At 42.7% G+C, this 14,441-nt stretch carries 11 protein-coding genes and 2 pseudogenes; 12 read left to right on the top strand and 1 reads right to left on the bottom strand.

Annotated elements, in window-relative coordinates; translation table 11 throughout:
* Nucleotides 1–13: 13 nt before the first annotated feature.
* Nucleotides 14–250 (bottom strand): DUF2627 domain-containing protein, encoded by a 237-nt coding sequence (locus AC25Y5_RS06735; protein ID WP_482102515.1) that lies wholly within the window; start codon nucleotides 248–250, stop codon nucleotides 14–16.
* 202 nt (nucleotides 251–452) lie between these two features.
* Here AC25Y5_RS06735 and AC25Y5_RS06730 point away from each other — a divergent pair.
* The 12 genes and pseudogenes from AC25Y5_RS06730 to scpA all read left to right on the top strand — a co-directional run.
* Nucleotides 453–1,025, top strand: a pseudogene (locus AC25Y5_RS06730) (PAS domain-containing protein); the annotation flags it as partial.
* Between the two features lie 51 nt (nucleotides 1,026–1,076).
* Nucleotides 1,077–1,436, top strand: a pseudogene (locus tag AC25Y5_RS06725) (PAS domain S-box protein); the annotation flags it as partial.
* The gene (locus tag AC25Y5_RS06720; RefSeq protein ID WP_488139827.1) at nucleotides 1,413–2,423 is read left to right on the top strand and encodes a sigma-54 interaction domain-containing protein; all 1,011 of its coding nucleotides are present in this window, start codon (nucleotides 1,413–1,415) and stop codon (nucleotides 2,421–2,423) included. The pseudogene AC25Y5_RS06725 and the gene AC25Y5_RS06720, both read left to right, overlap by 24 nt.
* Before the next feature lie 36 nt (nucleotides 2,424–2,459).
* The gene (gene yqiS, locus AC25Y5_RS06715) at nucleotides 2,460–3,362 is read left to right on the top strand and encodes a phosphate butyryltransferase (protein WP_488139826.1); all 903 of its coding nucleotides are present in this window, start codon (nucleotides 2,460–2,462) and stop codon (nucleotides 3,360–3,362) included.
* A 37-nt stretch (nucleotides 3,363–3,399) separates the two neighbouring features.
* Nucleotides 3,400–4,494: a Leu/Phe/Val dehydrogenase gene (locus tag AC25Y5_RS06710; protein ID WP_488139647.1), complete on the top strand. Its 1,095-nt coding sequence runs from the start codon at nucleotides 3,400–3,402 to the stop codon at nucleotides 4,492–4,494.
* A 57-nt stretch (nucleotides 4,495–4,551) separates the two neighbouring features.
* Nucleotides 4,552–5,652 (top strand): butyrate kinase, encoded by a 1,101-nt coding sequence (gene buk / locus AC25Y5_RS06705; RefSeq protein WP_488139646.1) that lies wholly within the window; start codon nucleotides 4,552–4,554, stop codon nucleotides 5,650–5,652.
* Nucleotides 5,653–5,680: 28 nt separating this feature from the next.
* The gene (gene lpdA, locus AC25Y5_RS06700; protein WP_488139645.1) at nucleotides 5,681–7,108 is read left to right on the top strand and encodes a dihydrolipoyl dehydrogenase; all 1,428 of its coding nucleotides are present in this window, start codon (nucleotides 5,681–5,683) and stop codon (nucleotides 7,106–7,108) included.
* 16 nt (nucleotides 7,109–7,124) lie between these two features.
* On the top strand, nucleotides 7,125–8,132 hold the full coding sequence (locus AC25Y5_RS06695) for a thiamine pyrophosphate-dependent dehydrogenase E1 component subunit alpha (protein ID WP_482102520.1): 1,008 nt from the start codon (nucleotides 7,125–7,127) through the stop codon (nucleotides 8,130–8,132).
* Nucleotides 8,132–9,115: an alpha-ketoacid dehydrogenase subunit beta gene (locus tag AC25Y5_RS06690; RefSeq protein WP_482102521.1), complete on the top strand. Its 984-nt coding sequence runs from the start codon at nucleotides 8,132–8,134 to the stop codon at nucleotides 9,113–9,115. The genes AC25Y5_RS06695 and AC25Y5_RS06690 overlap by 1 nt, the downstream gene beginning before the upstream one ends.
* Before the next feature lie 20 nt (nucleotides 9,116–9,135).
* The gene (locus tag AC25Y5_RS06685; RefSeq protein ID WP_488139644.1) at nucleotides 9,136–10,452 is read left to right on the top strand and encodes a dihydrolipoamide acetyltransferase family protein; all 1,317 of its coding nucleotides are present in this window, start codon (nucleotides 9,136–9,138) and stop codon (nucleotides 10,450–10,452) included.
* 127 nt (nucleotides 10,453–10,579) lie between these two features.
* On the top strand, nucleotides 10,580–12,262 hold the full coding sequence (locus tag AC25Y5_RS06680; RefSeq protein ID WP_488139643.1) for a methylmalonyl-CoA mutase family protein: 1,683 nt from the start codon (nucleotides 10,580–10,582) through the stop codon (nucleotides 12,260–12,262).
* On the top strand, nucleotides 12,249–14,408 hold the full coding sequence (gene scpA / locus AC25Y5_RS06675; protein ID WP_488139642.1) for a methylmalonyl-CoA mutase: 2,160 nt from the start codon (nucleotides 12,249–12,251) through the stop codon (nucleotides 14,406–14,408). The genes AC25Y5_RS06680 and scpA overlap by 14 nt, the downstream gene beginning before the upstream one ends.
* Nucleotides 14,409–14,441 lie beyond the last annotated feature (33 nt).

The raw sequence follows: 14,441 nt of genomic DNA, 5'->3' as shown, positions 1-14,441 counted from the left end.
ACCACTGCTGTTCTTACTCTTGTTTGAATCGTCCTTGCACTCGTCCTTTTCTTCGGTCGCGGCGCAATAGGAAACCTGCAAAAAACCACAGACCTCCTCCGAATAATAAAAACCCTACAATGAATTGAAGCATTATGGACGGAAACGGATTGAATAAAACACCAAATATAGAATCTCGCATAAGCTTAATACCGCCGGCTGCAAATAGTCCGGGGATAAGCAACACGATAAATGCTGCTAGACGTGCCATATAAGACAACTCCTTAACAAATACAATTTTACCTGCTCATATTTTATTGTCAAGAACCGTGCTTTCATGTATGATGTAGTTGTAAATGCAAAAGATTGCATGGTTTAAAAAAGGAGAATGAATATCCTTGCAAAACGTCCTCATTGTCGGGGCGGGGACAGGCGGATTGATAATACTGGACCTTCTCCAAAATTTAGATTTCATGAATGTAAACGCAATCATTGATACGGATGAACAAGCACCAGGAATTATTCGTGCTAAAAAACTAGGTATCGCATATGGAAAGGATTGGAAAAGTCACTTGAACGACGACTTGCATATCATTTTCGATGTAACCGGTGAAAAATCTGTATTCACTGAGCTGTTAAATGCGAGACCCGCCCACACCGTACTAATACCTGGTTCTGTCGCGAATCTTCTTGTGAAGCTTCTTGAGGAAAACGATACATATATTAAGCGGATTCATACGGAGATGCATAAACAGCGATTGATTTTTGATTCGATTGAAGAGGGCATGATCGGCATCGATGGAGCAGGGAAAGTTGACTTTTTCAATAAAAGAGCTTCAAAGATGATTGATTTTCCAATTGAAGAAGCTATTGGCTTACCAATAAAGGAAGTCGTCCCGACGTCTGAACTTCCGAGAGTGTTTAATTCGGGAAGAGCAGAATTGAATAAGGAACTGATTCTAGGTAACGGTTTAAAAATTGTTACTTCTCGTTTCCCTCTATTTGATTCCACGGGGAACAAAGTTGGCGCTTTTGCTGTTTTTAAAGACATAACAGAAGTCGTTGCTCTTGCAGAAGAAATTACGGATTTGAATAAAATGAAAACGATGCTTGAAGCGATTATTCATTCTAGCGACGATGCGATTTCGGTTGTCGATGATAAAGGGTATGGAATTCTCGTTAATCCTGCTTATTCGCGAATCACTGGTCTTTCAAGAGATGAGGTCATTGGCAAACCCGCGAATGCGGATATTAACGAAGGTGAAAGTATTCATATGAAAGTACTTAAGTCAAGGAAACCGGTTCGTGGAGTCAATATGCGTATAGGTGAAAATAATCGTGAAGTAATTGTCAATGTTGCACCAATCATTGTTGATCACCAAGTAAAAGGGAGTGTCGGTGTAATTCACGACATAACCGAAATGCGTAATTTGATGAAAGAACTAGACCGTGCACGAACAATCATTAGAAAACTCGAATCAACTTATACCTTTGAAGATATTTATGGCACATCAATTGATATTAGCATATCGATTGAGCAAGCAAAATTGGCCGCTAAATCGGATGTTCCCGTCCTTCTCCGTGGAGAAATTGGTACAGGGAAAGAGTTGTTTGCACATGCCATTCATAGTGCTAGCGAAAGGCGTTTCAAAAAGTTCGTCCGGGTAAATTGTGCAGCCATGGACCCAGTCAGTTTAGAGATGGAGTTATTTGGACAGGAATCAGGCACTTCCGACTTCGGATATGTAGAAAGTACACATGGACTTTTTAAAGAGTCTGAACAAGGCACATTATTCCTGGATGAGGTGGCCGATCTATCACTTCCGGCTCAAGTACGATTGCTAAACTACTTGAAGAATGGGACGGTATATAAATATGGTGGGACAATCCCAATCCGATTATCCGTTCGTGTTATTGCGGCAACTTCAAAAAACTTGGAAAAAGCAATGCATGAAGGTAAATTCAATGAAGAGCTCTATTATATATTGAACCGGATTTCAATTCAGATTGCACCGCTTCGTTCCCGTAAAAATGATATACCTTATATCATTGGCCATTTGCTAGTAAAGCTAAACCAAGAATTTGGAATGAATCTCGAAAAGATTACGGTTGATGCACAGGAAAGGCTTTTGCGTTATGATTGGCCGGGGAACGTCCGAGAACTTGAAAATGTTTTAAGTCGGGCTATGATTTATATGGAGTCTGGAGAGTCCATTATTGGATTAGAAGATATAGTTAAGTCATTGTCATCTCGGGGGCATAAAGAGCAGGAAGAGACACTCTCAGAATCAAGCACGCTCGCTTCTATAATGGATGAATATGAAAAATCTATTCTTGAGACAGCGCTCCGAGAAAATGATGGGAACAAATCGTTAACAGCAAACAGACTTGGTATTTCTCTTCGATCGCTTTATTACAAACTTGAAAAGTTCAGCCTTGTTTAACAGGCGTTATGTTAAGTCAAAGGAGGCGTGACCATGATTACGCTCGACTCACTAATCGTCAATGCAAAATTGAAGAATGATTCGATCGTTGCGGTTGCATCAGCTGCAGATTTGGAAGTTCTACAAGCGGTAAGTACTGCTCTTGAAAGAGAACTTGCATCTTTTGTACTTTTCGATGACGAAAAAACACTTAAGTCTATGATTCGAACTTATTTTCCCCAGTTGTCAGATAATACGAATGTAAGTATTATTCATGCTGAGGACAGCAATCACGCGGCAACTCTTGCTGTGAAAGCGGTTTCAAGTGGAAGTGCGACTGTTTTGATGAAAGGTAATTTGGCAACATCCGCCATACTTAAAGCTGTACTGAATAGTGAATACGGGCTTAGAACAGGTAAGATATTGTCGCATGTCGCAGCTTTTGAAGTTCCCGGCTTTGACCGACTTCTATTTATTACGGATGCAGCGATGAATATTGAACCGGACTTAGAAGCAAAAGCGCAAATTATCCGGAATGCCGTCGCTACTGCACATGCATGCGGGGTCCAGGAACCTATCGTTGCTCCACTTGCCGCAATCGAAACAGTTAATCCGGCAATGATACCGACGACGGACGCAGCATCTCTGGTCATTATGAACAGACGTGGACAAATCACGGGTTGTATTGTCGATGGGCCACTTGCGCTTGATAACGCAATTTCTGAGAAGGCTGCAGCGCATAAAGGAATTACGGGCATTACAGCAGGAAAGGCGGATATTCTCGTCGTTCCAACTATCGAAGCAGGAAATATTCTTTACAAATCGCTAATGTATTTCGCGAATGCAAAAGTAGGCGCAATTATCCAGGGAGCAAAAGCACCGATAGTCCTTACATCAAGGGCAGACAGTGCTGAAAGTAAATTGTATTCACTTGCACTGGCAATCCTTTCCGCAAAATAAAATAAAAATTGAACGATACCTTTAGGAGGAATTTACAATGGAAATTTTTAAATATATGGAAAACCAAGACTATGAGCAACTCGTTATTTGTCAGGATAAAGTTTCAGGACTGAAAGCAATTATCGCTATACACGATACGACACTTGGACCGGCACTTGGTGGAACACGGATGTGGACATATGCAAGTGAAGAAGAAGCGATTGAAGATGCGCTTCGTCTTGCGCGTGGTATGACTTATAAAAATGCAGCTGCGGGCTTGAATCTAGGCGGCGGAAAAACTGTTATCATAGGGAATCCAAAAACAGACAAAAACGATGAAATGTTCCGTGCTTTCGGTCGATACATTGAAGGTTTGAACGGTCGTTATATCACTGCAGAAGATGTGGGAACTACTGAAGCGGATATGGACTTGATCAATCTAGAAACAGATTATGTTACAGGTACTTCTGCTGGATCAGGATCATCAGGTAATCCTTCACCTGTCACAGCTTTCGGTATTTACCATGGCATGAAAGCGGCAGCAAAAGAAGCATTTGGAAGCGACTCACTAGCTGGTAAAACAGTAGCAGTACAAGGTGTAGGTAACGTTGCATATGCACTTTGTGAGTACTTGCATGAAGAAGGCGCAAAACTGATTATCACGGATATCAACGAAGAAGCCGTTCAGCGTGCAGTTGATGCATTTGGTGCAACTGCAGTTGGCATCAATGAAATCTACTCTCAAGAAGCAGACATATTCGCACCGTGTGCACTGGGTGCAATCATTAATGATGAGACGATTCCACAATTGAAAGTAAAAGTTATTGCAGGATCTGCAAACAATCAATTAAAAGAACCGCGTCATGGCGACTTAATTCACGAATTGGGTATTGTTTATGCACCTGACTACGTTATCAATTCAGGCGGTGTTATCAACGTTGCAGATGAGCTTGATGGTTATAACCGTGAACGTGCATTAAAACGTGTCGAGGGAATCTACGACGTAATCGGGAAAATTTTCGCTATCTCAAAACGCGATAATATTCCAACGTATGTTGCTGCTGACCGCATGGCGGAAGAGCGTATCGCGCGTGTTGCCAATACAAGAAGTACTTTCTTGCAAAATGAAAAAAACGTCCTATCAAAACGGTAATCCTAACTGGATTCTTCGTTTTTGAATAGTTTCAGAAATATAATTAAGAGAGCCGATATGGAAGGAGGACAACTTGTGATTGAGAACTTACACCGAATACTGGTTATTAATCCAGGATCTACATCAACTAAAATAGGCGTCTTTGAAGGCGGAAAACAGCTGATGGAGAGTTCGATAAGTCATTCTCCTGAAGAAATTGCACAGTATCCTTCCATCATTGCTCAATATGATTTTCGAAAAGCAGCCATACTTGAATCTTTACGAAAAGAAGGAATTAGCATTTCAAAACTATCTGCTATTTGCGGTCGTGGCGGTCTTTTACGCCCGATCGAAGGTGGCACTTATTCGGTTAATAAAGCAATGCTAGTTGATTTGAAAAAAGGGTTTTCCGGGCAGCATGCATCGAATCTTGGTGGCATCATCGCTAGTGAAATCGCATCCGGGCTAAACATTCCTGCATTTATAGTTGACCCCGTTGTTGTTGATGAACTTGAACCGATTGCGCGAATTTCTGGATTTTCGAAAATAAATCGAAAATCCATATTCCATGCGTTAAACCAAAAGGCGGTTGCAAGGCGCTATGCAAAACAGGTCGGTAAAGAGTACGGTTCTCTCCGCTTAATCGTGGCACATATGGGCGGTGGCATTACAGTCGGTGTGCACGAGTTCGGCAAAGTGGTTGATGTGAACAATGGATTGCATGGAGATGGACCATTCAGCCCAGAACGAGCGGGAACAGTTCCTGCGGGTGATCTCGTCGAATTATGTTATTCGGGGGAGTATTTCCGCCATGAAATGATGAAGAAAATTGTAGGGCAAGGTGGTCTCGTTGGCTATCTCGGGACGAATGATGCTGTTCGTGTGGAAAAACAAATCGAAGACGGCGATGAAAAAGCAAAACTAGTTTACGGAGCGATGGCATATCAAGTCGCTAAGGAAATTGGAAGTGCTGCTACTGTCCTTCATGGCAAAGTCGATGCAATCATCCTTACGGGGGGACTTGCTTATGGCAAAGGATTTGTTAAGGATATTACTAAGAGAATCGACTGGATTTCAGATATAGTTATTTACGCCGGGGAAGATGAACTACAAGCACTTGCTGAGGGCGCATTACGTGTATTAACCGGTGAAGAGACAGCTAAAATTTACCCGTCTTGACGGGGCGTTGAGAGGGAGGCCATCTACAATGGCTAGAGAATATGATGTAGTTATATTGGGAGGCGGAACAGGTGGCTACGTCGCCGCTATTCGCGCCGCTCAACTAGGGCTCAAAACAGCACTTGTTGAAAAAGGAAAACTCGGCGGTACATGTCTGCACAAAGGTTGCATTCCAAGTAAAGCATTATTAAAAAGTGCAGAAGTTTTCAATACAGCTAAAAACCACACGGCTGATTTCGGCGTTAATGTAACAGACGTATCACTCGATTTCGGTCGCGTACAAGCACGGAAAGATGATATCGTCAAGCAGTTACATGGTGGTGTGACGGCATTGATGAAGAAAGGGAAAATTGATGTATTTGACGGACTTGGTAGAATGCTTGGTCCATCAATCTTCTCACCAATGCCCGGTACGATTTCGGTCGAAATGAACAATGGTGACGAAAATGAAATGCTAATTCTAAAAAACTTAATCATTGCAACGGGTTCAAGACCACGTACCTTACAAGGTTTAGAAATCGATGAAACTCAGGTTATGTCTTCGGACGGTGCACTTGCTATGGAGGCACTTCCGAAATCAATCATCATTGTCGGTGGCGGAGTTATCGGTATCGAATGGGCTTCTATGCTAAATGATTTCGGTGTTCAAGTCACTGTCCTCGAGTATGCAGACAGAATTATTCCGACTGAAGACGATGATATTTCGAAAGAAATGAAAAAGTTATTGACGAAAAAAGGAATTACATTTGCAACAAGTGCCAAAGTGCTTCCTGAAACACTCGTTAAAGCAAAAGAGTCCGTTACGATTTCAGCAGAGATGAAGGGAGAAACAACTTCATTCACAGCTGAAAAAATGCTTGTTTCTGTGGGACGCCAAGCGAATGTTGAAGGAATAGGTCTTGATAATACGGAAATTGAAATTGTAAATGGTTTTATTAAGACTAGACCGACTTTCCAGACGAAAGAACATCATATATATGCCATCGGGGACGTTATCGGTGGACTTCAGTTAGCACATGTCGCTTCTCATGAAGGGATAGCGGCTGTCGAACATATCGCAGGTTTGAAAAACGAAGCGATTGATTATACAAAAATATCGCGCTGTATTTACTCCAGTCCTGAAGCATCAAGCGTCGGCATAACGGAAAAACAGGCGAAAGAACAAGGCTTCGATGTTAAAGTTGGGAAGTTCCCATTCATGGCGATCGGAAAAGCACTTGTTAATGGTAATTCTGATGGCTTCGTTAAAATTATTGCAGATAAAAAGACGGACGATATCCTAGGTGTCCATATGATTGGAGCACACGTTACCGATTTAATATCTGAAGCTGGACTTGCAATGGTCCTTGATGCGACCCCATGGGAAGTGGCAAGTACGATTCATCCGCACCCATCACTTTCTGAAGTAATGGGCGAAGCAGCTTTAGCTGTTGACGGAAAAGCAATCCATATGTAAAAGGGGGATTTTAGAAATGGTGAAATCGCGTCATGAAGAACTTGGTTTATCGAATGATGAAGTAATGCAAATTTTTGAAACGATGCTAATGGCCCGTCGGATTGATGAACGTATGTGGCTTCTCAATCGTGCAGGGAAAATTCCATTCGTTATTTCGTGTCAAGGACAGGAAGCAGCACAAGTAGGGGCAGCTTTCGCACTTAATAATGAAATAGATTGGATTGCACCATACTACCGTGATATGGGAGTTGTCTTACATTTTGGAATGACTCCGAAAGATTTAATGCTGTCTGCATTCGCAAAAGCGGAAGACCCGAATTCTGGTGGCCGTCAAATGCCTGGTCACTTCGGTCAGCGCAAAAATCGTATATTGACAGGGTCATCTCCTGTTACGACACAATTGCCACATGCAGTCGGCGTAGCACTAGCTGCGAAGATGAAAAAAGAAGATTTCATCACGTTTGTTACACTTGGAGAAGGTTCATCCAATCAAGGAGATTTCCATGAAGGCATGAACTTTGCAGGTGTTCATAAACTTCCAACAGTGATCATGGTTGAAAACAATAAATATGCAATTTCCGTTCCAGTTGAAAAACAGCTTGCTTGTGAAAATGTTTCTGACCGTGCAATCGGTTACGGAATGCCTGGTATTACGGTTGACGGAACCGATCCGCTTGAAGTGTACAAAGTTGTTAAAGAAGCAGCAGATCGTGCACGTCGGGGAGAAGGTCCAAGTCTTGTGGAGACAATCTGTTATCGTTTAACTGCTCACTCTTCAGATGATGATCAACGCCAATACCGTGATGCTGAAGAGCTCGCAAATGAAAAGAAACTTGATCCGATTCCAATGTTTGCAGTTTATTTGAAAGAAGCTGGCATACTCACTGATGTACTTGAAAAGGAAATGGAAGAACGCATTATGAAAGAAGTGAACGAAGCAACCGATTATGCGGAAAACGCTGCGTACGCTGAACCTGAATCTGCGCTACTCCATGTGTATGCTGAAGTTGGGGGGAACGAATAATGGCTGTTATGTCTTATATCGATGCAATTACACTTGCAATGAAAGAAGAAATGGAACGTGATGATCGCGTTTTCGTTCTCGGTGAAGATGTTGGGCGTAAAGGCGGCGTTTTTAAAGCGACGGCTGGTCTGTACGATCAATTCGGAGAGTACCGTGCACTTGATACACCGCTTGCGGAATCTGCGATTGCAGGTGTCGGAATCGGTGCAGCAATGTACGGCTTACGCCCAATAGCAGAAATGCAATTTGCTGATTTCATCATGCCTGCAGTTAACCAGATTGTTTCGGAAGCGGCAAAAATTCGTTACCGTTCAAACAACGACTGGTCGTGTCCGATTGTGATTCGTGCACCATTTGGAGGAGGAATCCATGGAGCACTTTATCACTCGCAATCTGTTGAGTCGATGTTCGCAAGTACACCTGGATTGAAAATTGTTATTCCTTCAACACCATATGATGCAAAAGGACTTTTGAAAGCAGCAATCCGTGATGAAGATCCGGTATTGTTCTTTGAACATAAACGTGCTTATCGTTTGATTAAAGGCGAAGTACCAACAGATGATTATGTATTGCCAATCGGAAAAGCAGATGTAAAACGTGAAGGTGATGATATCACTATCATCACCTACGGATTATGTGTTCACTTTGCTTTACAAGCAGCGGAACGTCTGGCGGAAGATGGGATTTCGACACATATTCTTGATCTTCGTACAGTTTATCCGCTCGACCAAGAAGGAATTATTGAAGCAGCTTCAAAAACAGGTAAAGTCCTTTTAGTTACAGAAGACAACAAAGAGGGAAGCATTATGGGAGAAGTTGCAGCAATCATTGCTGAAAACTGCCTATTTGAGCTTGATGCGCCGATTAAACGACTTGCTGGACCTGATATTCCGGCAATGCCTTATGCACCGACAATGGAGAAATTCTTCATGGTCAATCCAGACAAAGTAGAAAAGGCAGCGCGTGAGCTTGCTGAATTTTAATTGGGAAGGAGGTAACTCAATTGGCTATTGAAAATATACTAATGCCACAACTCGGTGAAAGTGTGACAGAAGGCACAATCGAGAAATGGTTGGTAAAACCGGGTGATACAGTAAACAAATACGATTCACTCGCAGAAGTAAATACAGACAAAGTAACAGCAGAAGTACCTTCTTCATTCACTGGTGTCATTAAAGAATTAATCGCACAAGAAGGTGAAACACTTGCGGTTGGAGCCCTCGTTTGTACAATTGAAACGGAAGGCGGAAATACTGCCGAAGTTGCAATAGAGGCTGTTCCAGCTAAAGCGGAACCTGCGAACGAAATGCCAGCAGTGGGTTCCCAAAAACCAACTTCATCTTTGAATCGGGATAAAGGGGCAGCAGCAGGACGTTATTCTCCAGCAGTACTCCGTCTTTCTCAAGATAATGGTATCGACTTGTCACTTGTGGAAGGTTCAGGAAAAGACGGCCGCATCACGCGTAAAGACTTGCTCGCAATTATCGAAAGTGGCACTATCCCGACAGCACCAGCAGTTTCTGCAGCACCTGTTGTGGAAGAAATTGCTTCTTCACCCTCTACACAGACGACAACTGCACCAATAGAAGCTGAGCCAGTCAATGTTCCTGTTGCAGTAGGAGACATCGAAATCCCTGTTACAGGCGTACGCCGTGCGATCGCAAACAATATGTTGCGTTCGAAACATGAAGCACCACACGCTTGGATGATGATTGAGGTCGATGTGACGAGCCTCGTCCAATACCGAGATTCATTGAAAAATGATTTCAAGAAAAAAGAAGGCTTCAACTTGACATATTTCGCATTCTTCGTCAAAGCAGTATCACAAGCATTGAAAGAATTCCCGATGATGAATTCAATGTGGGCAGGCGACAAAATCATTCAAAAAAAAGATATTAATATTTCCATCGCAGTGGCGACGGAAGATTCTCTTTATGTGCCCGTCATCAACAACGCGGATGAGAAATCAATCAAAGGCATTGGGCGTGATATTCAAGAACTTGCGGGAAAAGTACGTTCAGGTAAATTGAAATCATCTGAGATGCAAGGTGGAACATTCACAGTTAACAATACCGGTTCATTCGGTTCTGTTCAGTCAATGGGAATCATCAACCACCCGCAAGCAGCTATCCTACAAGTCGAATCAATCGTTAAACGTCCAGTAGTCATGGATGGCGGCATGATTGGTGTACGTGATATGGTTAACTTATGTCTATCACTCGATCACCGTGTTCTGGATGGTCTTGTTTGCGGCCGATTCCTTGCTCGTGTAAAAGAGATTCTTGAAAATGTAACTGCTGAAAATACATCTGTTTATTGATCAAATCTATAAACCCCGGACCGTATAAATCACGGAGCCGGGGTTTATTTTAACTTTCAACAATGGGCATTATCGGTTAAACTAGGGAATAGTAGCAATTTAAAGGGGGGAAGCGCAAGCGTCCAATATGACAATACATACCATGAAAAAAACAACATTTAAAGAAACTGGGTTTGAACAATGGAAAAATGTCTCTATTCAATCAATGAAAGGCAAGCCTTTTGAATCACTTATTACAAAAACAATTGAAGGTATCGACCTGCAGCCACTTTATACACTAGAAAACCTTTCGGAACATACACGCTCAAATCGTGCTCCAAAAATAGATACAGGCTGGGTAGTTGCGCAGCAGCAATATGCAAAGGATGGCAAACAGTTCGTTGCTGATCTGAAAGAGTCTATTAAACGAGGTAATGAAGCGATTGTTTATGATGGTACAAGTCCACTACAATGGGATGACTCTTCTCTTATTGAAATTGCAAAACTCATGGTGGAATATCCAGTTTTCATCACAAATACCAATCAGAATGACATGTTTTTGAATGTCTTTTCACTTGTACCGAAAACGGATCGGACATCAGTTAAAGGAGCGATTGTGGTAAAGAACTGGAGCACTCCAGTAGATTTTACAAATGTTTTGACCAGTGGAGCAGATATGTGGGCGGTACATCACAAAGGTGCTGATACAATAACTGAACTTGCATTAGTACTATCATCTATTGCGGAACAGGCTTCAAAAGTGGATAACTTTAGTTCTTTTGCTGAGGACTTCTTTGTTCGCTTTGCAGTTGACACTCATTTCTTCATGGAAATTGCAAAGTTTCGTGCATTCCGTATTCTTTGGAAAGCAATTTGTTCCGCTTATAACGTCCAGGAAGCACCGTATGTCCCGGTTATCGCGACAACATCCTTACGTTCCTATTCAAAACTAGATCCGTATGTGAACGTATTGCGTGCTGGGAATGAAGCGTTTGCTGCTGTACTTGGCGGTGCTGACGTCATCACGGTTCATCCACATAATATAATTACTGGACCGACGAGCAGTTCTGTTCGCTTGGCACGTAATATACAACTGGTTATAAAAGAAGAAACGCATGTCGATAAAGTGATTGATCCATCAGGTGGATCCTATTTTATTGAAACGTTGACTTCAGAACTTGTTGATAAATCTTGGGCGCTCTTTTTGGAAATGGAGTCTGTAGGCGGTTATGATGCATTTATCACTAGTGGACGACTTGAAATGTTACTTGAAGAGCGTAGAGCTGAAGTGGCAAACGGGAAAAAGTCGTTGATCGGGACGAATGTTTACGCGGAATTAACAGATACAAACTTCACTGATTGGGAGGGAATCCAACTTGAAGGACGTCTTGCAGAGCCTTTCGAGAAGCTAGCTGCCGAGCAAAATGAGGATGAAACAAACATTGCATTGTTGACGTTTGGTAACTTGAAAGATTTCAAACCGCGTGCGGATTTTGTCAGCGGGTTTTTAGCAACAGGTGGAATGCGCACTAAGTGGAGTCCTGCATTTGATAATGCACAACAAGCAATTGAATGGCTTAAGCATGAAAAACCAGCCTATGCAGTCGTCTGTGCAACATCTATTCTCACTGAAACTGTAATGGACCAATTACTGGCAGGAAGTCCACAACATCTTGTGTTAGATGCAGCAGGAAAGTATGATGCTGCTCTTGCCGAGAAGTGGATGAATGCAGGTTTAAATGGTTTTGTTTTCGCAGGTCAAGATAAAGTGGAAAAACTAATAGCCATCAACGACAAATTGAAAGGAGGCGCGATTAATGAACAAGCCTGATTTCAACAAAGTAGATTTGCAGCATACTTCGAGTAATTCGATTGAAATAACAGCTCGGGCAGGAAAGGTTTTCAGAACAAACGAAGGAATCGATGTCAAAACGCTCTATACAGATAAAGATACCGAAAACCTTAACCATTTAACTGATTTACCTGGTATCGCGCCAAATACCAGAGGTCCCTACCCGACGATGTTCGTTTCAAGACCATGGACAGTTCGCCAATACGCCGGATTTTCGACTGCTGAGGAAAGCAATGCATTTTATCGTCGAAATCTGGCAATGGGTCAGAAAGGGTTATCTGTAGCGTTCGACCTTGCGACTCACCGCGGCTACGACTCCGATCACTCGCGCGTTACGGGAGATGTCGGAAAAGCAGGAGTTGCTATTGATTCGGTAGAGGATATGAAAATCTTATTTGACGGCATTCCGTTGGATCAGATGTCCGTATCGATGACGATGAATGGCGCAGTGCTGCCAATTATGGCATTTTACATCGTAGCAGCTGAAGAACAAGGTGTGTCGGCTGACAAACTTGCTGGTACAATCCAAAATGACATTTTGAAAGAATATATGGTAAGGAATACATATATTTTCCCTCCTGATATGTCAATGAAAATCATTGCAGATATTTTTGAATATACATCTAACAATATGCCGAAATTCAACTCAATATCAATTTCGGGCTATCATATGCAGGAAGCTGGTGCAACGGCCGATATCGAGCTTGCCTATACGCTTGCGGATGGGCTTGAATATGTTCGTACAGGTTTGAAAGCGGGCATTGATATTGATTCATTCGCACCGAGGTTGTCGTTTTTTTGGGCAGTCGGCATGAATTATTACATGGAAGTTGCAAAAATGCGTGCTGCACGTAAAATGTGGGCACAAATGATGCAGACGTTTGAACCGGAAAACCCGAAATCGCTTGCTCTACGCACGCACTCTCAGACGTCTGGTTGGAGCTTGACTGAACAGGATCCGTTCAATAATATAACTCGCACATTGATTGAGGCGAATGCTGCTGCGATGGGACATACCCAATCACTTCATACAAATGCGCTAGACGAAGCAATTGCTTTGCCGACGGATTTCTCTGCTCGTATTGCGCGAAATACGCAATTGTTCCTGCAAGAAGAGACGATGATGACAAAAGTAATCGATCCATGGGGCGGCTCGTATTATGTTGAAAAACTGACAGACGAGTTGATGGACAAAGCATGGGAACTAATTGAAGAAATTGAGGAGCTAGGCGGAATGGCGAAAGCGATTGAAACTGGTCTTCCGAAGATGAAAATCGAAGAAGCAGCAGCAAAACGTCAGGCGCAAATCGATTCACGTGCAGAGTCAATTATCGGGGTGAATAAGTACCGTCTAGAGACAGAAGATCCTATCGATATTTTGGACATTGATAATACGCTCGTTCGCCAAAAGCAAATTGATCGTATTAACTTGATGAAAGAAGCTCGCGACAATGAAGAAGTTACTAATTATCTCAATGAGTTGACAGAAATCGCACGTAGCGGTAACGGCAATCTTCTTGATTGTGCGGTTAAAGCGGCACGTGCACGTGCGACTATCGGTGAAATTTCAGACGCGATTGAAATAGTATCGGGCAGACATAAGGCGGTGATTCGTTCCGTGAGTGGTGTATACAGTTCGAACTTCTCGAATACTGAGGAAATCGAAGAAGTGAAAATGATGGCTGAGGATTTTCTGGAAAACGAAGGTCGTCGTCCGCGTATCCTTATCGCGAAAATGGGACAAGACGGTCATGATCGAGGTGCGAAAGTAATCGCTTCTTCCTTCGCGGACCTTGGTTTTGATGTTGACATTGGACCTCTTTTCCAAACACCAGAAGAGACTGCATTGCAAGCCGCTGAAAATGATGTGCATGTTATTGGGGTGAGCTCGCTTGCTGCCGGGCATAAAACACTTGTACCCACACTTCGTGAGGAACTCGCTAAAATTGGACGGGAGGATATTCTGATTGTTGTCGGTGGCGTTATTCCCGCACAAGATTATGCATTCTTACGTGAAAATGGAGCAGCCGCAATTTTCGGTCCGGGCACAGTCATTCCAGTTGCTGCGCAGAAAGTAATTGAAGAAATCTATCGCAGGCTTGGCTACGAGGAAGTGGCGGATTGAAAGACAAAAACCGGTTACTTGATGACAGCGCTC

This window comes from Sporosarcina sp. Y1011 (assembly GCF_057669885.1).
This window is presented reverse-complemented; position numbering and strand designations above follow the sequence as displayed.

Coding starts and splice junctions, on each gene's coding strand:
- AC25Y5_RS06735 (WP_482102515.1), bottom strand. CDS start 250: ATGGCACGTCTAGCAGCATTTATCGTGTTGCTTATCCCCGGACTATTT.
- AC25Y5_RS06720 (WP_488139827.1), top strand. CDS start 1,413: ATGAAAGAACTAGACCGTGCACGAACAATCATTAGAAAACTCGAATCA.
- AC25Y5_RS06710 (WP_488139647.1), top strand. CDS start 3,400: ATGGAAATTTTTAAATATATGGAAAACCAAGACTATGAGCAACTCGTT.
- buk (WP_488139646.1), top strand. CDS start 4,552: ATGGAAGGAGGACAACTTGTGATTGAGAACTTACACCGAATACTGGTT.
- lpdA (WP_488139645.1), top strand. CDS start 5,681: ATGGCTAGAGAATATGATGTAGTTATATTGGGAGGCGGAACAGGTGGC.
- AC25Y5_RS06695 (WP_482102520.1), top strand. CDS start 7,125: ATGGTGAAATCGCGTCATGAAGAACTTGGTTTATCGAATGATGAAGTA.
- AC25Y5_RS06690 (WP_482102521.1), top strand. CDS start 8,132: ATGGCTGTTATGTCTTATATCGATGCAATTACACTTGCAATGAAAGAA.
- AC25Y5_RS06680 (WP_488139643.1), top strand. CDS start 10,580: ATGACAATACATACCATGAAAAAAACAACATTTAAAGAAACTGGGTTT.
- scpA (WP_488139642.1), top strand. CDS start 12,249: ATGAACAAGCCTGATTTCAACAAAGTAGATTTGCAGCATACTTCGAGT.